This window comes from Arthrobacter sp. D3-16 (assembly GCF_054408515.1).
On record NZ_CP096437.1, the window covers coordinates 1,413,872 to 1,437,280 of the forward strand.

Genomic DNA, 23,409 nt, shown 5'->3' on the forward strand with positions numbered 1-23,409 from the left:
TGGGCGTGCTGCTGCCGGTATGTCCCGGACGACGGGCAGCATGACGGGCGATTACGGCAGCGGCGGCGGGCCGGACGTTTGATTGCGCACACATGTGCTAAAAAGTGGAGTGCCTAAAATTGTCGATGCCCAAGTCCGCCGCCAGGAGGTGGTGGAAGCTGTCTGGCGGATCATCGCGGTTGACGGTCTTGAGAAGGCGTCGCTCCGGGAAGTGGCAGACGAGGCGGGGCTCGCCGTCGGGTCCGTACGGCACTACTTCGCCGGAAGCGAGGAGCTCCTCACGTACTCCTTCGCGGCCGTTATCGACCGTATTGTCACCAGGCTGGTTGAAGCCCTGCCCGCCCTGCAGGATAACCCGCCGGCGAGCCCTGAACACCGTGCAGCCGTTTTAACCCTGCTGGGCGAACTGCTGCCGCTGGATGAACAGCGGGCTGTGGAGGCCTGCGTGTGGATGGCGTTTCGGAACGCCGCAAGGATCAGGCCGTTCCTTGCTGCTGAGGCCGATCGCAGCCACCGGGAAGTGGCGGCCTTGATGGGACGCGTCATCACCACCCTGCTGCCCGCCCATGCACCCGAAGAAGCGCTGGTGGTGGAGGCCGAAAGGCTCCTGGCAACCCTCGATGGATTGTGCATGCATGCCCTGCTCCAGCCGGCCTGGATGACAGCCGGCATGTGCAGGGGAGTCCTGGAGCGGCACCTTGACGGGCTGGCGGCGTGACTGCCGTTAACGTCGTCGAACATGGGGAATAGACTGATAACCGGGGGCGTGACATCGGATCAACAGGCCCGGTAACAACGCGCCAGGGAAGGATTTCGGATGCACCAAACAGGCGGTTCCGGCTGGCAGATCACCACCGACACGTCGGGGCCGATGATGATTGCCCTGTACGTCCGCGATGCAGCCGGGCTTGACGGCGCCGGCCATCCGGCCCTGTCCCATGCCGCTCCCAAAATCCGCCCTGCAGACCATTCCCACCTCACCGCCGATGTTGGTGGCCTGAGCGTGCTGAAGACGGAATGGGAGGCCTGGTGGGCGCAGTTACTGAAGGCTCATCCCCAGACGTCGCCGGAACTGTCGCCGCCCAATTTTGAGGCCTTTGGCAATTCGCCCGCTCTGCAGCGTGTACTCCAGGCGCACTTCGGCTCCGCCCTCACGTGGGCGCGGGAGCGCAGGAGCGAGTACGCCGAGCTGGAAGCAGAGCGGGCTGCCATCGGTGCAGACCAGCTGCTGGAGGACATGGTTGACGACAGGCTGCTGGAGGTAGGGCGGGACGCGCGCGCCTTCAAGCTGACCATCATCGAGCTGCCGCTGAATGAGCAGCGGGCCTGGTACCTCGAGCCGGACAAAATCATCATGAGCCACCAGCTGATGGGCGAGCCCGAACTGTTCCGCAGCTATGTCCAGCCCGTGGTGGAGATCCTGGCTTAGATACGCAGGGGGCTCAGCCCTCGACGCCAACCGGTGACACAGTGATCCGGACCTGCCCGTCGGAGGCTGATGATTCCTGCCAGCCGTTCCGCGCCGCACGGTCCCAGGACCGTCCGGCAACCTCTACCTGCGTCACTTCGTATCCCTTGGCGTTGGCCACGGCCCACTGGGCAACAGACCAGGCCTGGCGGCCGCTGGCTTCCACCACCAGCGTCCGGCCTTCCACAGCCGTGCCCAGCGGTCCGTAGGCCCGGGCCAGTCCGGCCGACACGACGCCGGGGTCTCCGGCAGCCGCAGCAGAACGGAGCGTGCATTGCACGGCTTCGGGTGTCTGTCCGGAGAGTCCGGAGGCGAAAGAGCGTCCCATCTGCTCATGCTGGGCATAGGCAGTGGGGAAAGCGGACCGCTGGACCCGTTGCGCGGCTTCGGTAATCTCCATCGACTCATAGCCCGGCACCTGGACCAAAGCATCGTAAAAGGCGTTTGCTGCGTAGTACGGGTCCATCACCTGCGCCTCGCTGCCCCAGCCCTGCGAAGGCCGCTGCTGGAACAGCCCCCGCGAATCAGGGCCCGCCTGGTCTCCGTGGTCGATGTTCCGCAGCTTGGACTCCTGCATCGCGGTGGCGAGTGCTATGCTCGCGGCGCGCGGCGGGAGCCCCCGCTGGACAGCGACGGCGGTGATCAGCGAAGCGTGGACCGCCTGGTCGGGGGCCAGCTCTGCCGTTCCTCCGCCGACGACGGCGGTGCAGCGTTCCGAAACAAGGGTCTCGGAACGCTGCACAAAAAACACCGCCGCATAGACGCCGCCGATCACGAGTGCCAGGGCGAGCAGCAGCACCAGGAGCCGGCGCACGCTTCGGCTTCGGCTTCGTGCCATAAGGATCAGTTGGCGTGCAGGGCGTCGTTCAGTTCCACGGTCTGGCCAGCGCGGGGAAGGACCTCCACCGCGCCGTTGGTGGAGTTGCGCCGGAACAGCAGGTTGGGGACGCCGGAGAGTTCCGCGGCCTTAACGATCTTGGTGGTGTCTTCGCCCACCTCGTCCTTGGGGCCGGGTACGCGCACCCGGGTTCCGGCCGTGACATAGAGGCCGGCTTCCACCACCGAGTCATCGCCGATACTGATGCCCACGCCGGAGTTGGCGCCGAGCAGGACGCGCTCACCGATAGTAATCTTCTCTTTGCCGCCGCCGGACAACGTGCCCATGATGGACGCTCCGCCACCAACGTCGCTGCCGTCACCGGTGACCACACCGGCGGAAATCCGGCCTTCGACCATCGAGGTGCCCAGCGTGCCCGCGTTGAAGTTGACGAAGCCTTCGTGCATCACGGTGGTGCCTTCGGCCAGGTGCGCACCCAGGCGCACGCGGTCGGCGTCGGCAATCCTGACACCTGTGGGTACTACGTAGTCCACCATGCGGGGGAACTTGTCGATGCCGTAGACGGTGACTGCCCCGCGCCGGCGCAGCCGGGCACGGGTCAGTTCAAAACCCTCCACTGCAGCGGGCCCGAAGTTGGTCCACACAACGTTCGGCAGTTTGCCGAAGATCCCGTCAAGGTTGATGGTGTTCGGCCGGACCAGGCGGTGCGAGAGCAGGTGCAGGCGAAGGTAGGCGTCAGCGGTGTCTGCCGGAGCCTCATCGAGGTTGATCTGGACAAAGACCACCTTCTGCTCCGTGCCCCGGTCCTCGTCGGTGCCGGTTTCGGCAATCCGGGTGAGCACGTCGTCCGCGTTCTCCACTGAGCGCAGGTTTTCGGCGGCTACACCCAGGGCCGGGGCCGGGAACCATACGTCCAGGACGGTGGCATCATCTGCGTTGCTTTTAGCGGACGCAATGGTGGCCACACCGAAGCCGTAGGCGGAGCGTTCTTCGGTGGGGGCGTTCTGGATTTCGGGCACGGCGGAGGAAGCAGTCTCAGTCATGGCCCCAGTCTATCGACGGCGGGGGACCTGCTCCGAACTAGACTGGCTTCGTGACTGCCGAAACCGCCCCCGGACCTTCCACCCTTCCGCTCGACCTGCGCCAGGACGTTGCGCTGCTGACCGCCGCCATCATGGACGTCAACAGCGTCTCCGGACAGGAGACCGTGCTGGCTGACGCCGTGGAAGCGGCCCTGCTGACCATTCCGGAACTGCACGTTGTCCGCGACGGAGACTCAATCATTGCCCGGACGGAGCTGGGGAACGCGGAACGCGTCATCCTGGCAGGCCACCTCGACACTGTTCCGCTGCCCCTGGCTGAAGGGTCCAGGGGTACGGTCCCATCCAGTTGGGAGTCCGGCGTGCCAGGGGAGGGCGTGCTGTACGGCCGGGGTGCCACCGACATGAAGGGCGGCGTCGCAGTGCAGCTTGCGCTTGCCGCCACAATGTTCGACGGCGGGGCAGCACCCAGGCGGGACGTCACCTTTGTGTTCTACGACCATGAGGAAGTCGAAGCCGTGAAGAGCGGCCTGGCCCGGCTGGTGCGCAACCACGGCCACCTGCTCGACGGCGACTTCGCCATCCTGCTGGAACCGACGGACGGCACGGTGGAAGGCGGCTGCAACGGCACCAGCCGGTTCGAGGCAACAACTGTGGGCGAGGCAGCCCACTCCGCCCGGGCATGGATGGGCAGCAACGCCATCCACGCAGCGGCACCGATCCTGGCGAGGCTGGCGGCGTACGAACCTGCCACGGTCAACGTGGACGGGCTGGAATACCGCGAGAGCCTTAACGCGGTAAAGATCAGCGGCGGCACTGCCGGCAACGTTATTCCGGACCGGTGCGTGGTGGAGATCAACTATCGCTTTGCGCCGGACAAAACGCCCGATGAGGCAGAAGCCGTGGTGCGGGAACTCCTTGAAGGGTTCGACGTCGTCCGCACTGATGCTGCCGCCGGTGCACGCCCGGGGCTCCAGCACCCCGCGGCCGCTTCGTTTGTTGCCGCCGTCGGAGCCGAGCCAAAGCCCAAATACGGCTGGACCGACGTCGCGCGCTTCAGTGAACTGGGGATCCCGGCGGTAAATTTCGGGCCGGGGGATGCCCTGCTGGCGCATAAGGACAACGAGCACGTCCATGCTGACGCCATCCGTAAGTGCCTGCAGGCGCTGCAGGACTGGCTGGCAGCCTGACTTAAACGGCAATGGCCCGGACCAGAAGGTCCGGGCCATTGTTGGTGAAGGGTTAGGGAACCGGGGCTTCGGCTTTTTCCGGTTCTGCCTTGGCCACCCCGCCTGCCGCCTTCGTGGACCCGCGGCGCTCGATCCAGACCGCAATGCGGGAAACGAGGATGTTGATGGCGATGTAGATCGCCGCGGCAACGAAGAAGATGGGGAACAGGAACTGCGTCCCCAGGAAGTCCGCCATGACCTGCACGGCCCGCAGGAGCTCGCCGTACGCCACAATGTAGCCAAGTGACGTGTCCTTCAGGAGCACCACCATCTGCGCCACCAGCGATGGCATCATGCGGCGGATAGCCTGCGGGAGTTCGATGAGCATGCGGGACTTGAAGCTGGTCAGGCCGATGGCAAGGCCGGCCTCACGCTGCCCACGGGGAAGGGACTGGATGCCGGCGCGGATGATCTCTGCGAACACCGCCGAGTTGTACAGCACCAGGCCTGTCACCACGGCAATGAACGGCGAGGTGCCGAAGCCCAGGAGGACGAACAGCATCATCAGGACCACAGGCATGCCGCGGAGGAACTCGAGGATGATCCGGACGGGAATCCGGATAAACGCCGCATCCGAGATGCGCAGCAGGCAAAGCAACAGCCCGAGGGGGAAAGCGATAACGGCTGCCAAAGCCGCGGCGCTGAGCGTGGCGCCCAATCCGTTGGCCAGGAGGGTCCACACGTCGCCTCGGGTGAAGATGGCCCAGCGGCGCCCTTCGAAGATGCCCTGCTGGGCGAAGGTCATGATGATCCAGGCCAGCAGGCCCAGGATCAGCAGCGAACCGACAATGGAACCAATAACGGATATCCGGCGGGCCTTCGGGCCCGGAACGTCATAAAGTACCGAGGTCATCGGGCAATCGCCACCTTTCGTTCCACCGTGCTGGCCAGGATGCCCAGGGGAACGGTGAGGAGCAGATAGAAGAACGCAACGCCCAGCAGTACGGGGATCACCGCATCACCGTTAGCGTTCGCGAGCTGCCGGCCGTAGCCGAACAGTTCGAGGACAAAGAACGCGCCGGCAACGGAGGAGTTCTTCACCAGGGCGATCAGGATGTTGATCAGCGGCGGGATCACCGTCCGCAGGGCCTGCGGGAGGATGATGAGGTTCAGGACCTGCCCGAAGTTCATGCCGATGCTGCGCGCGGCTTCGGCCTGGCCGACGGGAACACTGTTGACACCTGAGCGGACAGCTTCGGCGATGAACGCTGCGGTGTAGGTACTAAGGGCAATGATGGCGGCGATTTCGAACTGCTCAAATTTGACGCCGAGCCGGGGGAGGACAATCGCTGCGAAGAAGAAGGCGATGGTCAGCGGAGTGTTCCGGAGAACTTCCACATAGACCATGCTGAAGCCGCGGAGCGCGGCTACTGGCGAAACCCTGGCCGCTGCGAGCAGGGTCCCGAGCACGAGCGCGATGACCCCGGAAACGGCGGAAAGGAAAAGTGTGCGGAGAAAACCGTTCCAGTACAGGGGAAGGTTTTCAAGAATGACGTCCATTGGATCCTTTGGCTGTGGGCGTGGACGGGACTGGAAACGGTGGTTGCCGGGGCCGCTGAGCAGCCCCGGCAACCACTGAATTACCTAGTAACGATCGAGCGCGGGCAGCTCAGGGGCGGTCTTGATGACCGAGCCTGCGGTAGCTTCCCATGCCTTCTTGTAGGACCCGTCCTCCTGGAATGCTTCCAGCTGGTCGTTGATCCAGTTGCGGAACTCGGTGTCGTCCTTCTTCAGGCCGATGCCGTAGGGCTCCTTGGTGAAGGTTTCGTCCGAGGCGAGCTTGAAGGCGTCCGGCTCCTTGTCCACGAAACCAGCCAGGATCACGTTGTCGGTGGTGACTGCCTCAACCTGCTTGTTGCGCAGCGGCTCAAGGCAGGCAGAGTAGGTTGCGGCCGGGACGAGCTCTGCGCCGTACTTGTCCACAATTGTTGCGGCCGGCGTTGAACCGGTGACAGAGCAGACCTTCTTGCCCTTGACATCTTCAGGCGTCTTAATGGTGTCGTTGTCCTTGTTCACCATGAGGGCCTGGCCGGCTTCGTAGTACGGTCCGGCGAAGCTGACAACCTGCTTGCGCTTGTCGTTGATGGTGTACGTGGCGATCACCAGGTCGACTTTGCCCTGCTCGATGAACGGTTCGCGGTTTGCCGATACCGTCTCGGACCATTCAATCTTGTCAGCGGCGATACCCAGCTTGGCGGCGATCAGCTTGCCGATTTCGACGTCGAAGCCGACCGGCTTGCCGTCCAGGCCCACCTGGCCGAAGAGCGGCTGGTCGTACTTGGTACCGATCTTGATGGTTCCGGCCGAGGCGAGCTTTTCCATGGTGGTGCCGGCGGCGAAGGTGGGGGCTGCTTCGACAGAGGGGTCGCTGGTGGTGCCGGCGCCGCCTCCGCCGCAGGCGCTCAGGGAGAGGGCGAGGGCAGCGGTAGCCGCCACAAAGAATGACTTCCGCCGGGTCATAAATGCCTTCATGACATTCCTTTCATTGGTGGCCGTGGGTCACGGCCCTGGGTGCGAACTGGGAGTGTTTGTTCGTAGGTGAATCAGTGGGTGAGGAGCTTGGAGAGGAAATCCTTGGCGCGGTCGCTCTTGGGATTGGTGAAGAACTCCTCAGGGGTGGCATCCTCGACGATCTGGCCGTCCGCCATAAAGACGACCCGGTCCGCGGCTTTGCGGGCGAAGCCCATCTCGTGGGTGACCACGATCATGGTCATGCCCTCCTTGGCCAGCTGGATCATGACGTCCAGGACCTCGTTGATCATCTCGGGGTCCAGGGCCGAGGTCGGCTCATCGAAAAGCATGACTTTGGGCTTCATGGCGAGGGCGCGGGCGATGGCAACACGCTGCTGCTGGCCGCCGGACAGCTGTGCGGGGAGCTTCGGAGCCTGGTGTCCGACCCCTACCCGTTCAAGCAGCGCCATGGCGTCCTTGTCCGCGGTTGCCTTCGCAACGCCCTTGACCTTAATCGGGCCCAGGGTGACGTTTTCGAGGATCGTTTTGTGCGCGAAGAGATTGAACGACTGGAAAACCATGCCGACGTCGGCGCGGAGCTGCGCCAGTTCCTTGCCTTCCTCGGGAAGGACCTTCCCATCAATGCTGATGGTGCCGCCTTCGATGGTTTCAAGGCGGTTGATGGCGCGGCACAGCGTGGACTTACCGGACCCTGACGGCCCGATGACCACGACAACCTCGCCTTTGCGGACCTGAAGGTTGATGTCCTTCAAAACGTGCAGCTGGCCGTAATGCTTATTTACGGCGTTCAGGGAGACGAGGGCATCGCCGGGCACATGAGTAGTCATAAGGAAGAATCTAGCGAACAACGGGGACCTATGACGCGAATCACCGCAAGTTCCTGCGGATCGTGATTCAAGAGATACCTCCCGCCGGCAGGTTAGCCTTGGTGAATGAGCATCAGTGCAGATCCGGCCAAAAACTCGCAGCCGCGCCGTAAAGGACCCCTTGAACTTCGCCGTAAGCAGGCGGCGGTGGAGATGTCCGACCAGCATTTGCTTGATACCAAAGGCCTTGGTCAATTCGTGCACACCGATCCGTGGCGCGTGATGAGGATCCAAAGCGAGTTCGTCGAGGGATTCGGGGCACTGGCTGACCTCGGCCCGGCTGTCAGTGTCTTCGGTTCAGCCCGGACCAAACCGGGCAGCCCCTACTACGAGATGGGCGTCCAGGTGGGGCGGAAGCTGGCCGAGGCCGGCGTCGCCGTGATCACCGGAGGCGGCCCGGGATCCATGGAAGCTGCCAACCGGGGCACCGTCGAAGGCAACGGCGTGTCGGTGGGCCTCGGCATCGAGCTCCCGTTCGAGCAGGGCCTGAACCAATGGGTGGACCTGGGGATCAACTTCCGGTACTTCTTCGCCCGCAAAACGATGTTCGTGAAGTACGCGCAGGGATTCATCGTCCTGCCCGGCGGCCTTGGCACCCTCGACGAGCTGTTCGAAGCCATGGTCCTGGTGCAGACCCGCAAGGTGACGTCCTTCCCGATCGTGCTGCTCGGCGTCGACTTCTGGGGCCCCATGATCGATTGGATCAGGGGCACCCTGGTGGCTGAGGGCATGGTCTCCGAAAAGGACCTGGACCTGATCCAGGTGGTGGACGACCCGGCGGAAGCGGTGGACCGCGTACTGCACGTGGCCATCACCCCCTCGATGAACGGCGAACAGCGCCCGGAATAGCATGACGGCAAGGTCTGGCACGATGGAGTAGTGACTTTTTTTCTGGTCTTCCTTGCCGTGGTGCTGATCGGCGCTGTCCTGTGGGCCGGCGCGGGCAGCCGTCCCGGCAAGCCGGGCCGCCCCGCGCTGCCTGCCCTGCTGGACGCCGGCTTTGAGCAGCCTCCCGCCAACCTCCCGCCGGTCCTCCTCCCGGCCAACGCAGCGCCGCAGGATGTGGACCGCGTGCGGTTTGCCCTGGGACTGCGGGGCTACCGGATGGACCAGGTGGACCAGGTGCTCGATGAGTTGAGGGACCAGCTGGCGGCAAGCCGGCAGGAAGTGGAAACCCTGAAAGCCCGGCTTGAGGCCGCGGAACAGGCCGGGCCCTCCTCCGAGGCACGGGCGCAGGATGAGGGGGATGGGACCGAAGCGGAACCAGCTGCCGCGGAATCGCACCGGCCTGCCGAGGCAGGGTCCGGGGCAGGGGAGGAGCAGGCGTGAGCACCGCCACCCGGCGGGGAACAGGAATTTCGGCGTGGGTCCAGGCGGCTGCATTCCGCTTCCGCGCAACCGTAGGCGGCTGGCCCTGGTGGCTCCAGGTTTCGGCCATCTATATCGTCGCAAGGCTCGTCAGCGCCGCAATTTTTATGGCTGCCGCCCTGCACCAGGGGCCCAACCCGTGGTTCCCGGCCAGGCCCGACTACTGGAACTTCATCAACATCTGGGACGCGCGCTGGTACGGCAGGGTGATCGCCAACGGTTACCCCACCAGCCTTCCTGTTGATGACGCGGGCAATGTCCAGGAAAACACGTGGGCCTTTTATCCCCTGTACCCGTCCCTGGCAGGAGGGCTCAGCAGACTGACCGGGTTGGCCGCTGCTGCCTCGCTGACAATTATCGCGATGCTGTCCGGACTGGCTGCCGCGTTGGTCATCTACGCACTTTTCCGCCAGAAGGCAGCACACGGACCGGCACTGTGGGCGGTAGCGTTCTTCGCCACTTTCCCCGTGTCCGCGGTCCTCCAGGTGCCGTATGCCGAACCGTTGTCGCTGCTGCTGCTCGCGGCCGCATTGCTGCTGGTCGTCCGGCGGCAGCACCTGGCGGCGATCCCGGTCGTGGTGGTGCTGTGCCTCTCGCGTCCGGTAGGCGTTCCATTCGCGGCCATGCTGGGGTTCCTCCTGGTCCATCGGCTGGTGCAGCGCTTCCGAAGCCGGGAAGCGGATTCGCATTCGGTCCGCGACCTGGCGGCCCTGACCGCCCTTACAGCAGTGGCAGGTCTCTCGGCGCTGGCATGGCCGGCGGCAGCATGGGCGGCTACCGGGGACATCCAGGCCTATACCAAGACCGAAACCGTGTGGCGGGGCCACGACCTGGTGCCGTTCAAACCCTGGTTCGACACCGGCGTCGACCTTTTCGGCCCGGTGCTCGGAATGCTGGCCCCTTTTTTCTTTGTGGCACTCTTCGGCGCCATGCTGTACCTTCCGCCGGTGGTCCGGCTCGGGGCCGAACTCCGGCTGTGGTGCGCCTGCTACATGGGCTACCTGGTGATGTTCCTCCATCCGCAGACCAGTACTTTCCGGATGCTGCTGCCGCTTTTCCCCTTGGCGCTTGGGGCCGCGCTCCTGTCCCGGTCCCGGGCTTACCGGGGAACTGTCGTGGTGATGTTCGTGCTGTTGCAGATCGTCTGGATTGTCTGGCTCTGGGCGTGGGAGCAGTTGCCGGGCGGCGGGGATTATCCGCCCTAGAAATTCAGGCTTCTGCGCAGGTCAGAGTGCAAATTGGACCCGTCCACAAATGTCCATCGATTAGCTACGGACGGGTAATTCCGCGATAATGGTAAGTAAGCAAGGACAAAAAGCATTCAGAATACGCGCAGCCCCGGCGGTGTCCATCCACTCCGCCATGGCAGCTTGATCTACATGCGGACACAGCCCACCCGGGCTGATCAGTCCTGGGACTAAATGGAGGGGAATTCCTCATGGCGGCTATGAAACCACGTACCGGCGACGGCCCAATGGAAGTCACCAAGGAGGGCCGCAGCCTGATCATGCGCGTCCCGCTCGAAGGCGGCGGGCGCCTGGTGGTCGAACTGAATGCAGCTGAAGCGGCCAACCTCAAGGAATGCCTGGTCGGCGTTACCGAATAATTGTGCAGGACAGGGTCCGCAAGCCTTCGGGCTGCGGGTCCTGTCTTATTTTTTGACCGCCACGAGCAGGCCGTCTCCGGTGGGAAGCATGGCGGATGCGAGCCTCTCGTCGTCGCGGATGCTCTTCCCCACCTGGCGCAGGACCACTGTGGTGGCCTCGCGGCCGGCAGGGTTGGCTACCTTGTCCTTGTCCAGCGCATCGTTGATGATCAGCAGCCCTGCGGGCTTCAGGAGCCGGATGGCCTGCTCCACGTAACCGGGCAGTCCCGGTTTGTCAGCGTCGATGAACACCAGGTCGTACGCGCTGTCCGTGAGGCGGGGCAGGACATCACCGGCGCGGCCGGAAATGGTCCGCGTCCGGTTGGCCGGGCTGCCGGCCTCCGAAAACGCCTCCCTCGCTGCTTTAAGATGTTCGACGTCCACGTCGATGGTGGTGAGGACAGCGTGCGCACCGAGGCCGCGGAGCAGGCAGACGCCGGAGACGCCTGCGCCGGTTCCGATCTCGACGGCGGTCTGGGCCTTCGACGCCGCAGCGAGGACGGTGAGGACTGCTCCCACACCGGGCCCGATCGGGGTCACGCCCAATTCAAAGGAACGCTCCCGTGCCCGCAGCATAACCTCATCCTCGGCGGGCAGATCTTCTGCATAGGACCAGCTCGTGGACTTGTCGGCGCTCATGGATTTCGCTTTCTGGGCGGCAGGGGGATTGTCCTCTACAGCCTACTGTGTCGTCCGGCAACAGCCGGGAAGGCGGGCCGTTGCGCCTACGGCTGAAGTTACCCGGCAGTCAGGAAATTCCCAGCGAAATTTGAAATGATTATTATCCGGCCATCCAAAGGGTGGCCGGCGCCGAATCAAAGATGTCAACAGTGTCCGGGCGTAAGCATTCCACGAGGGGAGTGGACGATGTCATCATCAGTTGTGGCACCTGTCCCTGCAGCAAACAAGCCGGATTCCGAGTGGGTGCGCCCCACTTGGGAAGAAGTGGTGACCAACCACTCCGCGAAGGTTTACCGGCTGGCCTACCGCCTGACCGGAAACAAGTACGACGCCGAAGACCTCACCCAGGAGGTGTTTGTCCGCGTCTTCCGCTCGCTGGAAAACTTCAAGCCCGGAACGCTGGACGGCTGGCTGCACCGCATCACCACCAACCTCTTCCTTGACCAGGCGCGGCGGAAAACCCGCATCCGGTTCGATGCCCTTGCCGAGGACGCCGAATCAAGGATTCCCGGGCGTGAACCGGGTCCCGAGCAGAGCTTCGAGCTGAACAACCTGGACCTGGATGTCCAGGCCGCCCTTGAGGAACTCCCGCCGGACTTCCGCGCGGCCGTGGTCCTCTGCGACCTTGAAGGCCTGTCCTACGACGAGGTCGCTGAGGCCCTGGGCGTCAAGCTTGGTACCGTCCGCTCCCGCATCCACCGCGGCCGCACCATGCTCCGCGAAAAGCTGGCCCACCGTGACCCGCGTCCGCAGCAGTCCAGGCCCAAACTGTCATTGCCGCGCATCGCCGGCATCCTCTGAACGGCACATGAGGCCCCAGTTTCCGCTCAGCCGCAGGCATCAGCGCACCGCCAGCCATATCCAGTCCTGCCACGAATGCGCTTCAGCGCTGCGCCGGGAGCGGCAGTACCTTGAGCGGCTGCGGGGCGCGCCCATCCCGCCGGCCAGCGATGATCTGACTGCCCGGCTGCTGGCCCGGACCCAGGAGTTGGCAGCCCGGCCGCCGGTTCCTGCCCCGGACCACCAGGCGCCCAGGGCAGCGGTCCGGGTGCTGGCCATGACGGCGGGAGGGACGGTTGCCGCAGCAGGTGTCCTCGCTGCCGGTGCATTTGCCGTGGCCGGTGACCCGATCCGCGCAGACGCAGCCGCAGCCAGCCTCTCGCAGGTCTCGGCCCAGACGCCCGCCGACGGCAGGGCCCTGAGCGCAGAACGGCTGTCGGGCCTGCGCTCGGAAGGATGGGTATGCCCCGAACTCCAAGCCATGGGATTCCACCTCGAATCGGCCAAAGCCGTGGTGCTGGAGGGCCGCCCCGCCGTCGAACTGAGGCTCTCCGACGGAACGCACTACGCCACCATCACCGAGCGCCACAATCCTGGAGGCACCGAACCCGAACCCGCTTCCGGGCAGGCCGGCCCGCCGTTGCAGATCCTGGCGGCGTCACCCTGGTCGGCCACCTACCGGACGCAGGGCCGCACCTTTACCTATGTCTCCGATCTCCCCGCCGAACGGGCTGACGACGCCGTGCCCATCCTGGAGCGCCTCAGCGAGCAGGCGGGTGAAGGGGTTGCAGCGGAAGTGCTGGAGGAGCCGCCGGCGCAGGACGCCGAACCGCTTGTACATCGGCTGCAGCGCGGCGTGAACAAGATCGTGGCCCTTTTTACGCAGTAAAGCGGACAGTATCCACCGTCCGCGGGCGGGAATCGTCACTGGCAGCCCGGAGAGGGTAATCTTCCTAAAGTGTTTGGAATCAACGGCCCGGAGTTCTTTCTTCTGCTGATCATTGGCGTCCTCGTGATCGGTCCCCAGCGCCTGCCCGAATACACGCAGAAACTGGCCAACCTGGTCAAGGAAGTCCGCCGCATGGCCTCCGGCGCGCGCGAACAGATCAAGGAAGAAGTGGGGATCGACATCGATGATGTCGACTGGAAGAAGTACGACCCCCGCCAGTACGACCCCCGGCGCATTATCAAAGAGGCGCTCCTGGATGACGACACCAAGCCCGTCACTGCCGGTGCGCCTGCCGCCGTTGCGGCCGTCTCCGGAGCCGCTGCCGTAGCAGTAGCTGATGCCGCCCCGAAGCGTCCTGAAAGGGCGGTCCAGTCGCTTCCACCAGGCGAAGCTGCCCCTTTCGACACAGAAGCCACCTGACCAAAAGCACCTGACACGGAAGGGCCCCGACGAAGGCGGCCGGGAAAGCCTTCGCGGGCAGGAGCTCAGCGGGGCTGCAGCCCCAGCTTCATGCCGGCCAGGCCGCGGGGTTTGGCTGCCAGCCTCCCGGCAATGTCCGAGAGCGCTTGTGCCGCCGGCGTGCCTGCCTCGCCAAGGACGATCGGCACTCCCGTGTCGCCGCCCTCCCGCAGCTGGATGTCCAGCGGGATCTGCCCCAGCAGCGGCACAGAGGTGCCCACCGTGGCTGTCAGCCGTTCGGCGAGGACCGCCCCGCCGCCGCTTCCGAACAGCTCCATCCTGCCGCCGTCGGGCATTTCCAGGTAGGACATGTTCTCGATAACGCCGGCGACGGACTGCCCCGTCTGGGTAGCGATGGCGCCGGCCCTCTCGGCGACGTCGGCCGCGGCGGCCTGGGGCGTGGTCACCACCAGGATCTCCGCCTTGGGCAGCAGCTGCGCCACGGAGATGGCGATGTCTCCGGTGCCCGGCGGCAGGTCAAGGAACAGGGCGTCCAGGTCGCCGAAGTAGACATCGGTCAGGAACTGCTCAAGGGCCCGGTGCAGCATGGGCCCGCGCCAGGCCACAGGTTGGTTGCCGCTGACGAACATGCCGATGGAGATCACCTTCACGCCATACGCAACAGGGGGAAGGATCATGTCGTCCACCCGGGTGGGCGCCTGGCTGATGCCCATGAGGCCGGGGACCGAGAAGCCATACACGTCCGCGTCCACAATTCCCACGCGCAGTCCTTGTGCGGCCAGGGCGCAGGCAAGGTTGACGGTCACCGAGGATTTTCCCACCCCGCCCTTGCCGCTGGCGACCGCGTAGACCTTGGTAAGCGAATTGGGCTCATTGAACGGAATGCCGCGCTGGCCGCCGGCCCCGCGGAGCAGCTCTTTCAGGGCATCACGCTGTTCCTGCGTCATCACTTTCAGTTCGACGTCGACGGCGGCCACTCCCGGAACTGCGAGCAGCGCCTTTGTTGCATCGGCGGTGATGGTGTCGCGCAGCGGGCAGCCGGCAATGGTGAGCAGGACAACCAGGCTGACCCTGCCGTCGCCGGAAACGTCGACGGACTCAACCATCCCCAGCTCAGTGATGGGACGGCGCAGCTCGGGATCGATGACCGTGGCCAGGGCGGCAGAGACTGCCCCGGCCAGCGAGGTGTTATTGATGGGTGCGCTCCTTAGCGGTCCTGGGTGGAGTGCCCGGGCTTTACCCGGGGAATCTGTTGGGTGCGGGGGTTCCGCTGCCGGTCACGCTGCTCCTTGAGTTTTTCCCGCACCTTGTCGCGCGGGGACTCATGTTGCCCCTGCCCGGCAGGATCGTGGGTGCGGAGCTCCTCCTGGGCTTCCAGCATGTCTTCCAAAAGCGAGCGCAGCTCCGCACGAACGTAGTCGCGCGTTGCCACCTCGCGGAGCGCGATACGCAACGATGCCAGTTCCCGGGTCAGGTACTCGGTATCGGACAGGTTGCGTTCAGCGCGCTGGCGGTCCTGCTGGAGCGAGACGCGGTCGCGGTCATCCTGGCGGTTTTGGGCCAGCAGCAGCAGCGGTGCCGCATAGGACGCCTGCAGGGACAGCATCAGGGTCAGCAGGGTGAAGCCGAGGTCGCGGGAGTCGAACTGCCAGGCAAGCGGAGCCCAGGTGTTCCACGCCAGCCAGACCAGAACGAAGACCGTCATGTAGACGAGGAACTGCGGCGTACCCATGAAACGGGCGAAGCCCTCCGTGGCGTGGCCGAAGGCATCGGGGTCAGGGGAGAACTTGGGCAGGATCCGTTGGCGGCCGCTCAGCGGCGTGTCGAGGCTGCCCTTCGCCGCCGCCTTGGCGGGGGGCCGCACGTTGGGGTTCTTGGGAGCACCAATATCAGCCAATGCGGCCACCGAGCCTTCTTATCGGGGCTTCGCCGTCATGGGCTCGCCAGTCGTCCGGCAACAGATGATCCAGAACGTCATCAACAGTCACCGCCCCTACAAGCCGGCCGGCGTCGTTAACCACCGGAAGGGAGTTCAGGTTATAGGTAGCCAGGGTCCGTGCCACTTCGCTGATGTGCGCCTGGTCGGACAGCGGCTCAAGGTTCTTGTCCACCAGGTTTCCCAGCGGCTCAAAAGGCGGGTAGCGGAGCAGCTGCTGGATGTGCACGACGCCCAGGAAGCGCCCGGTGGGAGTCTCCAGCGGAGGCCTGGTGATGAAAATGGACGAGGCAAGCGCTGGGGAAAGTTCCTCCCGCCGGACATGGGCCAGTGCTTCGGCCACCGTCGCTTCAGGCGGCAGGATGACCGGAACCGGCGTCATCAGGCCGCCGGCAGTGTCCTCGTCGTATTCCAGCAGGCGCCGCACGTCCTCTGCGCCCTCGGGCTCCATCAGCTGGAGCAGTTCCTCCGCCTGCGCGGAGGGGAGCTCGCCCAGGAGGTCGGCGGCGTCGTCGGGGTCCATTTCCTCCAGGACATCGGCGGCGCGCTGCACGTCCAGGGCGGAGAGGATCTCCACCTGGTCATCCTCCGGCATCTCCTGCAGGACGTCTGCCAGGCGCTCATCCTGCAGTTCGCTGGCCACTTCGAAGCGGCGCTTGTCGCTCATCTCCTGGAGGGCTTCGGCGAAGTCTGCGGGCTTGAGGTCTTCGTGGTTCGCCACGAACTGGGTGGCTGCCTGCGGCTCCGTGCGCGGCCCCTGCAGGGCGTCAGCCCAGTCAATAATGAGGGTTTCGTTCCGGCGCAGCCGGCTCAGCGGCGAGAGGGAATGGCCCCGCCGGACAAAAAGCTTGCTGACGAACCAGTCGCGGGAGCGGTGCTGGTCCATGGCAATGTCTTCGATGGTGGCGTCGCCGCTGCCGTCCCGGAGCGTGACGCGGCGGTCGAACATCTCCGCCACCACCAGGGTTTCGGCGCCGCGCTGCTCGAAGCGGCGCAGGTTGACCAGGCCGGTGCAGATGATCTGGGTCTGGTCGATGGAGGTGATCCGCGTCATCGGCACGAAGACCCGTTTCTTTCCGGGAACCTCCACCACGATGCCCACCACGTGCGGGGCACCCTGGGTGCCGCGGGAGAGCACAACAACATCGCGCAGCCGGCCCAGCCGGTCGCCCAGCGGGTCGAAGACGTCCAGGCCCAGCAGGCGCGCCACGAAGACGCGGGTAGGAGTTGTGCTCACTCCTACAGGCTACCGAGTCTGCTCTCTTTTAGCTGAATTTACAGGCGGCGCACATACTCATGGGCAAGAATGGGTCTATGGCAAACATTTTTGGCGCTCCCAAGGCTGGCGGGCCCAACGGCGTGGACGAAGCCCGCGCGGTTCCCACCGGCGACACCGTCGGCTCCTACACGTCCTACCTGGACGCCCAGAAGGCTGTGGACTACCTCGCGGACCAGCAGTTCCCGGTCCATATGGTATCCATCGTGGGCAACGAACTGAAGATGGTGGAGCGGGTAACGGGCCGGCTGAGCTACCCGCGCGTGGCTCTGTCCGGGGCGCTGAGCGGCATGTGGTTCGGCCTTTTCGTGGGCGTGATGCTCTCCTTCTTCGCGCCCTCGCCCGGGTACTTCTCCATCCTGGCATCCGTGCTGATGGGTGCGGCCTTCTTTATGCTCTTTGGCATTGTCACCTACGCCATGCAGCGGGGGAAGCGGGACTTTACCTCTACCAGCCAGGTGGTGGCCACCAGCTACGACGTCGTTGTCTCGCCCGAGGCTGCGCACGAGGCGCGCCGGCTGCTGCAGCAGTTGCCCATGACCCGCTCGGACGCCGCCGCGGGCAACGGCCCCTACACGCAGCGGGACTACCAGAACCAGCCCTACCAGCAGCCCGGCCAGGGCCCTGCCCGGCCCTCCGGCTGGAACGATCCGTACGGCCAGTCTCCCGGCAACCAGGTGCAGGAAAACCCTGCCTACGGCGCACCCGCCGGGCAACAGGCCGACGCCGGTCCGCAGCAGCAGGCCGCGCCGTCACCGGCCCGCGCGGTGCGGTACCCTGACCTCCCGGACGGCCGCCCCCAGTACGGCGTCCGGCTTCCGCAGGGTCCTGAAGCCGGGGCAGGCGAGGGGGCCGGCCACCAGCAGCCGCGTGCGCAGCACATTGCAGGACAGCCTGACGACGGGCAGCCGGCGGACCAGCGTCCCGTGGATCGGCGCCCTGGCGATGACCAGCGCCAGGACGAGCCACGGCAGTAGTCGGGGCAGAAAAGCCGAAAGCAAAAAGCGGGGCCACCGGAAATTCCGGTGGCCCCGCTTGTTTGTATGCCTAGCTCGCGCCCTCGGCCTCGCGGTAGATGCCCGCCATCCAGTTCTCCACGTCATCTGCTTTGCGCGGCAGCGCAGCACTCAGGTTCACAGGGCCCTCTGCGGTCATCATGATGTCATCCTCGATCCGCACGCCAATCCCGCGGTACTCCGCCGGGATGGCAAGGTCCTCTTCCTTGAAGTACAGGCCCGGCTCGATGGTGAACACCATGCCCTCGGTGAGGATCCCGTCCAGGTACAGCTCGCGTTTAGCCTGCGCGCAGTCGTGCACATCGAGTCCCAGGTGGTGGCTGGTTCCGTGCGGCATCCAGCGGCGGTGTTGCTGGCCCTCCGGGCTGATGGCCTCTTCGACGCTGACGGGCAGGATGCCCCATTCGGCGAGGCGCTCCGCGAGGACGGTAGTGGCGGCGGTGTGGATGTCACGGAAGCGCGTTCCCGGCTGTGCGGCGGCGAAGCCGGCGTCCGCGGCGTCCAGCACTGCTTCGTAGACCTTGCGCTGGATATCCGAGAACACTCCGGTAGCGGGCAGCGTGCGGGTGATGTCAGCGGTGTACAGCGAATCGGCCTCAACGCCTGCGTCCACCAGCAGCAGCTCGCCGGCGTTGATCTTTCCGGTGTTGCGTGTCCAGTGCAGGACGGTGGCGTTGTTGCCCGAGGCTGCGATGGTGTCGTAGCCCAGCTCGTTGCCCACTTCACGGGCACGGGCAAAGAAGGCGCCCTCCACAACGCGTTCGCCCCGCGCGTGCGTCAGTGCCCGCGGGAGGGCCTTCACCACCTCCTCGAAACCTTCCACGGTGGCGGCGACTGCGAGCTTCATCTGCTCGATTTCCCACTCATCCTTGAGCAGGCGCAGCTCGGAGAGGGCTTCGCTGAGCTTTTCATCGAGGGCGTCCAGGACGGCGAGGTCCAGGTTGTCGGGGTCCTTCGCCGTGTTGTACCGGGCGGTGTCCACCAGGGCGTCGATGTTTTCGTCCACCTTGCGCACCAGGCGGATGGAGACACCACCGATTTCAGGGGCGCCCACGTCCTTGGTGATGGCCGTCTCGAGCTGGTCGATGTGTGCCGTGGCCAGGCCCAGGCGGGCTTCGAACTCGGCCAGGGTAGGACGGGCACCGATCCAAAACTCGCCTGAGCGTGAATCGGCGTAGAACTGTTCGGTATCGCGCCCGGCGAGTGGCCGAAAGTAGAGGGTGGCGCGGTGGTTGCCGCCGTCGTCGCCCTTTCCTTCGTCGACGGGCTCCAGGATCAGGACAGCGTCGGGCTCGTGGTCAAGGCCAAGACCAGTGAGGTGCGCAAAGCCCGAGTGCGGGCGGAAGCGGTAGTCGCAGTCGTTGGAGCGGACCTTCAGCGGACCGGCCGGGATGACCAGGCGTTCGCCTTTGAACTGGTCGGAGATGGCCTTGCGACGGGTTGCGGCGTGGCTGGCGACGGCGTCGCGTGCCGGGAGTTCCTGGCCGGACGGCGCCCAGTTGCTGGCCATAAAGGCCTTAAAGGCGTCGGAACTGGGCCGCTGGGAGCGGTTGTTGACGCGCTCTTCCAAGGGCTGGGAAGCAGAATTCGGGGTGTTATCGGCATCGTTCACGGCACCATCGTCTCACCAGCACGAAGCCTTGTGCGAATACCGCATGAACAAGGGGATGCGCGGTCAACTAGGCTGGGAAGGTGAGGATTGACCTGCATGCCCACTCCAACGTCTCCGACGGCACGGAGAAGCCCGCTGACGTGATGGCGTCCGCCGCCCGCGCCGGGCTGGACGTCGTGGCGCTGACCGACCACGATTCCACCGCAGGCTGGGAGGAAGCGTCCGCGGCGGCAGTGGAGCACGGCGTTGCACTGGTGCCCGGCATGGAGGTCTCATGCCGGACCGAGCAGGGGATCAGTGTCCACCTCCTGAGCTACCTGCACGACCCCGAACATGCCGGGCTCCTGGAGGAAATCACCAAAGCCAAGGATGCCCGGCACACCCGCGCCGAGCGTATGGTCACCCTCCTCGCCGAGGACTACCCGCTCACCTGGGATGACGTCATCCATCATGTGGCTCCGGGTGCCACCCTTGGGCGTCCGCACATCGCCGATGCCCTGGTGGCCGCCGGGGTGGTGGAGGACCGGTCGGAAGCCTTCGCGTCCATCCTCACCTCCCGGTCCCGCTACTTCATCCAGCATTACGCGCCGGACCCGGCCACCGCCGTCCAACTGGTCCGCGCGGCTGGCGGCGTGCCCGTGTTTGCCCATCCGGTGGCCTCCTCGCGGGGCCGCATTGTGGGGGAGCGCGTCTACCAGGAAATGATCGACGCCGGCCTGGCGGGCCTGGAAATTGACCACCGCGACAATCCGGAGGAGGGCCGTGACTTCCTGCGCCGGCTTGCAGCGAAGCATGACCTGCTGATCACGGGTTCGTCCGACTACCACGGCACCGGCAAACCCAACCTGCTGGGGGAAAACCTGACGAGGCCGGATGTCCTTGCCCGGATTGAGGACATGGCCACCGGGACCGCCGTCGTCCGTCCCTAGTCCCGCCGCCTTCCCTGCCTAGTTGGCAGGGAAAGACGTGAACTCGGCGTGGGCACCCAGGCGCTTGGCCATAATGTCAATGGCGGGCTGGTTCTGGTCCACGCACACGAACTTCCGGCCGAGCTTCGCCGAGACGGCGCCGAGGGTGCCGGAACCCGCAAAAAAGTCCAGGCACCAATCCCCGGGCCGGCTTGACGCAGCCACGACGCGCCGGACAAGCCCTTCGGGCTTCTGGGTGGGATAGCCGGTCTTTTCCTTGCCGGTGGGGGAGACGATGGTGTGCCACCAGACGTCGGTGGGCAGCTTGCCCAGCTCGCGCTTGGCGGGCGTCACCAGCCCGGGCGCCATGTAGGGTTCCCGGTCCACCTCGGCGCTGTTGAAGTGGTACTTGGCCGGGTTCTTCACGTAGACCAGGATGTTGTCGTGCTTGGTGGGCCACCGGTTTTTGGCCCGGGCGCCGTAGTCATAGGCCCAGATAATCTCGTTCAGGAAGCATTCGCGGCCGAAGATGGCGTCCAGCATCACTTTGGCGTAGTGCACTTCGCGGTAGTCCAGGTGCAGGTACAGCGTGCCGTCCTCTGCCAGAAGGCGCCAGGCCTCGACGAGCCGTGGTTCCAGGAAGGACCAGTAGTCACTGAACGCGTCGTCGTAGCGGTGCAGCGCTCCCTTGATCGTGTCGTAGGAGCGCCCTTTGAAACCTACGCGGTCCCCTGTGCCGTCGGCGTTGGCCACCATGATGGTCTGCTGGCGCAGCTGGGGCCTGCCGGTGTTGAACGGCGGATCCACGTATATCAGTGTGAAGGCGCCATCCGGCAGCGAGGGGAGGAACTCCGCGTTGTCCGCGTGTACCACCAGGCTGCTGCCGTCCGGCGCCCAGACAGTGTCAGTCATTGAGGGGGTTAGGCCTCGGTGCTGCCAGGCTGTGCCGCTGTGTCACTGCCGGCCACTACCTCGCCATTGCGGCGGCGGGTGCGCGTACGGGAGCGGCGGACACGAGAGGGCTGCTCGCCCTCTGCTGCGGGTGAGGCCGCGGCGGGGGATTCGGCGGCAGCTGTGGGGGCTGCAGCGGAATCGGACGTACGACGGCGGCGCTCCCCGGTGCGGGCTGTAGAGTCACCGCTGCTGCGGCTGTCGTCGCGGTTTCCGCCCCTGCCGTCGCGGCCACGGCTGCTGCGGTCCCGGCCGTCGCGTTCGCGTGATGGGCCACTGTCACGGCCGCCACGGCTGTTCTTCTTGCCGGTTTCGCCCAGGTCTTCAAGCAACTCGGCGTCCACCCCGGCAAGGATGCGCTTGTCACGCGGCAGGCGGCCCTTGGTGCCTTCAGGGATGTCCAGGTCCTCGTAGAGGTGCGGTGAGGAGGAGTAGGTCTCGATGGGCTCCGGCACGCTCAGGCCCAGGGCCTTGTTGATGAGGCTCCAGCGCGGCATGTCATCCCAGTCCACGAAGGTCACCGCGGTGCCCTTGTTGCCGGCCCGGCCGGTGCGGCCCACGCGGTGCAGGTAGATCTTCTCGTCTTCCACGCACTGGTAGTTGATGACGTGGGTGACGTCATCAACGTCGATGCCGCGCGCGGCGACGTCGGTGGCCACCAGGACGTCCACCTTGTTGTTGCGGAAGGCACGCAGTGCCTGTTCCCGGGCGCCCTGGCCCAGGTCGCCGTGGATGGCGGCGGCTGCGAAGCCGCGGTCCACAAGCTCCTCGGCCACCTTGGCGGCGGTGCGCTTGGTCTTGGTGAAGATAATGGTGCGGCCGCGGCCCCGCGCCTGGAGGATGCGGGCCACAACTTCGGTCTTGTCCATGCTGTGGGCACGGTAGATCAGCTGCCGGATATCGCGCTTGGTGAGGCCCTCGTCGTCGGGATCTGCAGCGCGGATGTGGGTGGGCTGCGTCATGTAGCGGCGGGCCATCGCGATGACCGGGCCCGGCATGGTGGCCGAGAACAGCAGGGTCTGGCGGACTGCCGGCGTACCGGCGATGAGGGTTTCCACGTCCGGCAGGAAGCCGAGGTCCAGCATCTCGTCCGCTTCGTCCAGGATGACGATTTTGACGTTCTTCAGGCTCAGGTGCTTCTGCTTGTAGAGGTCGATGAGGCGGCCGGGTGTTCCCACCACGATCTCCACGCCCTTCTTCAGCGCCTCCACCTGCGGCTCGTAGGCACGACCGCCGTAGATGGTGGTGATGCGGGCGTTGCGCTTGCGGGACGCCGTCTGCAGGTCATTGGCCACCTGCACGGCGAGTTCGCGCGTCGGTACGATGACCAGGGCCTGCGGGGCGCCGGGAACCGGAAGCTTGTCGTAGCCGGGGTCGTCCTGGCCCACCACCCGCTGGAGGGCGGGGATGCCGAAGCCGAGGGTTTTGCCGGTACCGGTCTTCGCCTGGCCGATGATGTCGTGGCCGGACAGGGCCACCGGCAGGGTCATGGCCTGGATGGGGAAGGGGTGGGTGATCCCGGCGTCGGCCAGGGATTCCACGATGTCCGCACGGACGTTGTAGTCGGCGAAGGACTTCTCGGCGATCTCGTGGGGCTTCTCGTCCGAGATGATGGTTTCTTCCGGCTCGATGGTCTCGGTGCCGGACTCATCGGTCAGAAGCTGGTGGGTATGCAATTCACTCACTGTGGAGTTTCCTTATTCATTTGGGCAGTGGCGCTGCCTGCTCAACGGGCCGGCCGAAGGGCTGTTCCGGAGCACGCTCGGGCGCACAAGCAATTCCAGTGGAAGCCGATCGCGGGCTATCTAAATGCTGGCACTGGTGACCAGCGGGTGTATCTCAAGATCGCGTAGGGGCGGGCTTGTTGGTTTCAAATCAAGGAAATCAACGACCGGGCATCCATTTCTACCTCTTCAGTCTAGCCGCAGGCGGCCAAAAACCAGGCTTCCGCGGC

Annotated in this window: 25 protein-coding genes; 12 read left to right on the forward strand and 13 right to left on the reverse strand. The window is 65.3% G+C overall.

Annotation, left to right across the window (positions count from 1 at the left end; translation table 11 throughout):
- Window positions 1–109 precede the first annotated feature (109 nt).
- Together M1D32_RS06830 and M1D32_RS06835 are read left to right on the forward strand one after the other, a co-directional pair.
- Window positions 110–718, forward strand: a complete 609-nt coding sequence (locus tag M1D32_RS06830) for a TetR/AcrR family transcriptional regulator (RefSeq protein ID WP_458781521.1) — start codon at window positions 110–112, stop codon at window positions 716–718.
- A gap of 99 nt (window positions 719–817) precedes the next feature.
- A complete protein-coding gene (locus tag M1D32_RS06835; RefSeq protein WP_458781522.1) occupies window positions 818–1,429 on the forward strand; it encodes a hypothetical protein in 612 nt (203 codons plus the stop codon).
- A 13-nt stretch (window positions 1,430–1,442) separates the two neighbouring features.
- Here the strand turns inward: M1D32_RS06835 and M1D32_RS06840 are convergent, their stop codons facing one another.
- Window positions 1,443–2,306 carry a hypothetical protein gene (locus M1D32_RS06840; protein ID WP_458781523.1) on the reverse strand — a complete coding sequence of 288 codons (864 nt, stop codon included), beginning with the start codon at window positions 2,304–2,306 and terminating at the stop codon, window positions 1,443–1,445.
- A 5-nt stretch (window positions 2,307–2,311) separates the two neighbouring features.
- A complete protein-coding gene (gene dapD, locus M1D32_RS06845; RefSeq protein WP_458781524.1) occupies window positions 2,312–3,349 on the reverse strand; it encodes a 2,3,4,5-tetrahydropyridine-2,6-dicarboxylate N-succinyltransferase in 1,038 nt (345 codons plus the stop codon).
- A gap of 50 nt (window positions 3,350–3,399) precedes the next feature.
- Between dapD and dapE the strand changes: the two genes are divergently transcribed.
- Window positions 3,400–4,536 carry a succinyl-diaminopimelate desuccinylase gene (gene dapE, locus M1D32_RS06850; protein ID WP_458781525.1) on the forward strand — a complete coding sequence of 379 codons (1,137 nt, stop codon included), beginning with the start codon at window positions 3,400–3,402 and terminating at the stop codon, window positions 4,534–4,536.
- Window positions 4,537–4,588: 52 nt separating this feature from the next.
- Here dapE and M1D32_RS06855 read toward each other — a convergent pair whose 3' ends face one another.
- From M1D32_RS06855 to M1D32_RS06870, 4 genes are all read right to left on the reverse strand, one after another.
- Window positions 4,589–5,428, reverse strand: coding sequence for an amino acid ABC transporter permease (locus M1D32_RS06855; RefSeq protein WP_458781526.1), 840 nt, complete (start codon window positions 5,426–5,428; stop codon window positions 4,589–4,591).
- Complete coding sequence (locus tag M1D32_RS06860) at window positions 5,425–6,075, reverse strand: amino acid ABC transporter permease (RefSeq protein WP_458781527.1); 651 nt, start codon at window positions 6,073–6,075, stop codon at window positions 5,425–5,427. The genes M1D32_RS06855 and M1D32_RS06860 overlap by 4 nt, the downstream gene beginning before the upstream one ends.
- Window positions 6,076–6,159: 84 nt before the next feature.
- The gene (locus M1D32_RS06865; protein WP_458781528.1) at window positions 6,160–7,047 is read right to left on the reverse strand and encodes a glutamate ABC transporter substrate-binding protein; all 888 of its coding nucleotides are present in this window, start codon (window positions 7,045–7,047) and stop codon (window positions 6,160–6,162) included.
- A 71-nt stretch (window positions 7,048–7,118) separates the two neighbouring features.
- Window positions 7,119–7,874, reverse strand: a complete 756-nt coding sequence (locus M1D32_RS06870) for an amino acid ABC transporter ATP-binding protein (RefSeq protein WP_458781529.1) — start codon at window positions 7,872–7,874, stop codon at window positions 7,119–7,121.
- Between the two features lie 105 nt (window positions 7,875–7,979).
- On the opposite strand from M1D32_RS06870, the gene M1D32_RS06875 reads away from it, so the two are divergent.
- From M1D32_RS06875 to M1D32_RS06890, 4 genes are all read left to right on the forward strand, one after another.
- A complete protein-coding gene (locus M1D32_RS06875) occupies window positions 7,980–8,762 on the forward strand; it encodes an LOG family protein (RefSeq protein ID WP_458781530.1) in 783 nt (260 codons plus the stop codon).
- Between the two features lie 30 nt (window positions 8,763–8,792).
- A complete protein-coding gene (locus M1D32_RS06880) occupies window positions 8,793–9,242 on the forward strand; it encodes a DivIVA domain-containing protein (RefSeq protein ID WP_458781531.1) in 450 nt (149 codons plus the stop codon).
- Window positions 9,239–10,486, forward strand: a complete 1,248-nt coding sequence (locus M1D32_RS06885) for a hypothetical protein (protein ID WP_458781532.1) — start codon at window positions 9,239–9,241, stop codon at window positions 10,484–10,486. The genes M1D32_RS06880 and M1D32_RS06885 overlap by 4 nt, the downstream gene beginning before the upstream one ends.
- Window positions 10,487–10,719: 233 nt before the next feature.
- Window positions 10,720–10,887 carry a DUF3117 domain-containing protein gene (locus M1D32_RS06890; RefSeq protein WP_009357720.1) on the forward strand — a complete coding sequence of 56 codons (168 nt, stop codon included), beginning with the start codon at window positions 10,720–10,722 and terminating at the stop codon, window positions 10,885–10,887.
- Window positions 10,888–10,932: 45 nt separating this feature from the next.
- Here M1D32_RS06890 and M1D32_RS06895 read toward each other — a convergent pair whose 3' ends face one another.
- Entirely contained in the window at window positions 10,933–11,565 is a 633-nt protein-coding gene (locus M1D32_RS06895; protein ID WP_458781533.1) for an O-methyltransferase, read from the reverse strand.
- Window positions 11,566–11,793: 228 nt separating this feature from the next.
- Between M1D32_RS06895 and sigE the strand changes: the two genes are divergently transcribed.
- The 3 genes from sigE to M1D32_RS06910 all read left to right on the forward strand — a co-directional run bounded on the left by sigE (window position 11,794) and on the right by M1D32_RS06910 (window position 13,756).
- On the forward strand, window positions 11,794–12,408 hold the full coding sequence (gene sigE / locus M1D32_RS06900) for an RNA polymerase sigma factor SigE (RefSeq protein ID WP_458781534.1): 615 nt from the start codon (window positions 11,794–11,796) through the stop codon (window positions 12,406–12,408).
- A 7-nt stretch (window positions 12,409–12,415) separates the two neighbouring features.
- Window positions 12,416–13,276, forward strand: a complete 861-nt coding sequence (locus tag M1D32_RS06905) for an anti-sigma factor (protein ID WP_458781535.1) — start codon at window positions 12,416–12,418, stop codon at window positions 13,274–13,276.
- Between the two features lie 69 nt (window positions 13,277–13,345).
- Window positions 13,346–13,756 (forward strand): Sec-independent protein translocase family protein, encoded by a 411-nt coding sequence (locus M1D32_RS06910; protein WP_458781536.1) that lies wholly within the window; start codon window positions 13,346–13,348, stop codon window positions 13,754–13,756.
- Between the two features lie 65 nt (window positions 13,757–13,821).
- On the opposite strand, the gene M1D32_RS06915 is transcribed toward M1D32_RS06910, so the two are convergent.
- From M1D32_RS06915 to M1D32_RS06925, 3 genes are read right to left on the reverse strand one after another with little or no spacing between them, the layout of a single operon-like run.
- On the reverse strand, window positions 13,822–14,952 hold the full coding sequence (locus M1D32_RS06915) for an Mrp/NBP35 family ATP-binding protein (protein WP_458782119.1): 1,131 nt from the start codon (window positions 14,950–14,952) through the stop codon (window positions 13,822–13,824).
- Window positions 14,953–14,963: 11 nt separating this feature from the next.
- Window positions 14,964–15,662: a DUF1003 domain-containing protein gene (locus M1D32_RS06920; protein ID WP_458781537.1), complete on the reverse strand. Its 699-nt coding sequence runs from the start codon at window positions 15,660–15,662 to the stop codon at window positions 14,964–14,966.
- Window positions 15,646–16,929, reverse strand: coding sequence for a magnesium transporter MgtE N-terminal domain-containing protein (locus M1D32_RS06925; RefSeq protein WP_163162170.1), 1,284 nt, complete (start codon window positions 16,927–16,929; stop codon window positions 15,646–15,648). The genes M1D32_RS06920 and M1D32_RS06925 overlap by 17 nt, the downstream gene beginning before the upstream one ends.
- 77 nt (window positions 16,930–17,006) lie before the next feature.
- Between M1D32_RS06925 and M1D32_RS06930 the strand changes: the two genes are divergently transcribed.
- On the forward strand, window positions 17,007–17,945 hold the full coding sequence (locus M1D32_RS06930) for a general stress protein (protein ID WP_458781538.1): 939 nt from the start codon (window positions 17,007–17,009) through the stop codon (window positions 17,943–17,945).
- Window positions 17,946–18,015: 70 nt separating this feature from the next.
- Here the strand turns inward: M1D32_RS06930 and M1D32_RS06935 are convergent, their stop codons facing one another.
- Window positions 18,016–19,596: an aminopeptidase P family protein gene (locus M1D32_RS06935; RefSeq protein WP_458781539.1), complete on the reverse strand. Its 1,581-nt coding sequence runs from the start codon at window positions 19,594–19,596 to the stop codon at window positions 18,016–18,018.
- An 80-nt stretch (window positions 19,597–19,676) separates the two neighbouring features.
- On the opposite strand from M1D32_RS06935, the gene M1D32_RS06940 reads away from it, so the two are divergent.
- Window positions 19,677–20,525, forward strand: a complete 849-nt coding sequence (locus tag M1D32_RS06940) for a PHP domain-containing protein (protein WP_458781540.1) — start codon at window positions 19,677–19,679, stop codon at window positions 20,523–20,525.
- 18 nt (window positions 20,526–20,543) lie between these two features.
- On the opposite strand, the gene M1D32_RS06945 is transcribed toward M1D32_RS06940, so the two are convergent.
- Entirely contained in the window at window positions 20,544–21,416 is an 873-nt protein-coding gene (locus M1D32_RS06945; protein WP_458781541.1) for a DNA-methyltransferase, read from the reverse strand.
- Window positions 21,417–21,424: 8 nt separating this feature from the next.
- The gene (locus M1D32_RS06950) at window positions 21,425–23,140 is read right to left on the reverse strand and encodes a DEAD/DEAH box helicase (protein WP_458781542.1); all 1,716 of its coding nucleotides are present in this window, start codon (window positions 23,138–23,140) and stop codon (window positions 21,425–21,427) included.
- Between the last annotated feature and the right edge of the window lie 269 nt (window positions 23,141–23,409).

What these genes read in the sequence shown, in the direction of transcription:
- M1D32_RS06835 (WP_458781522.1), top strand. Translation starts at nt 818, where the DNA reads ATGCACCAAACAGGCGGTTCCGGCTGGCAGATCACCACCGACACGTCG.
- M1D32_RS06840 (WP_458781523.1), bottom strand. Translation starts at nt 2,306, where the DNA reads ATGGCACGAAGCCGAAGCCGAAGCGTGCGCCGGCTCCTGGTGCTGCTG.
- dapD (WP_458781524.1), bottom strand. Translation starts at nt 3,349, where the DNA reads ATGACTGAGACTGCTTCCTCCGCCGTGCCCGAAATCCAGAACGCCCCC.
- M1D32_RS06855 (WP_458781526.1), bottom strand. Translation starts at nt 5,428, where the DNA reads ATGACCTCGGTACTTTATGACGTTCCGGGCCCGAAGGCCCGCCGGATA.
- M1D32_RS06860 (WP_458781527.1), bottom strand. Translation starts at nt 6,075, where the DNA reads ATGGACGTCATTCTTGAAAACCTTCCCCTGTACTGGAACGGTTTTCTC.
- M1D32_RS06865 (WP_458781528.1), bottom strand. Translation starts at nt 7,047, where the DNA reads ATGAAGGCATTTATGACCCGGCGGAAGTCATTCTTTGTGGCGGCTACC.
- M1D32_RS06870 (WP_458781529.1), bottom strand. Translation starts at nt 7,874, where the DNA reads ATGACTACTCATGTGCCCGGCGATGCCCTCGTCTCCCTGAACGCCGTA.
- M1D32_RS06875 (WP_458781530.1), top strand. Translation starts at nt 7,980, where the DNA reads ATGAGCATCAGTGCAGATCCGGCCAAAAACTCGCAGCCGCGCCGTAAA.
- M1D32_RS06890 (WP_009357720.1), top strand. Translation starts at nt 10,720, where the DNA reads ATGGCGGCTATGAAACCACGTACCGGCGACGGCCCAATGGAAGTCACC.
- M1D32_RS06895 (WP_458781533.1), bottom strand. Translation starts at nt 11,565, where the DNA reads ATGAGCGCCGACAAGTCCACGAGCTGGTCCTATGCAGAAGATCTGCCC.
- sigE (WP_458781534.1), top strand. Translation starts at nt 11,794, where the DNA reads ATGTCATCATCAGTTGTGGCACCTGTCCCTGCAGCAAACAAGCCGGAT.
- M1D32_RS06905 (WP_458781535.1), top strand. Translation starts at nt 12,416, where the DNA reads ATGAGGCCCCAGTTTCCGCTCAGCCGCAGGCATCAGCGCACCGCCAGC.
- M1D32_RS06930 (WP_458781538.1), top strand. Translation starts at nt 17,007, where the DNA reads ATGGCAAACATTTTTGGCGCTCCCAAGGCTGGCGGGCCCAACGGCGTG.
- M1D32_RS06945 (WP_458781541.1), bottom strand. Translation starts at nt 21,416, where the DNA reads ATGACTGACACTGTCTGGGCGCCGGACGGCAGCAGCCTGGTGGTACAC.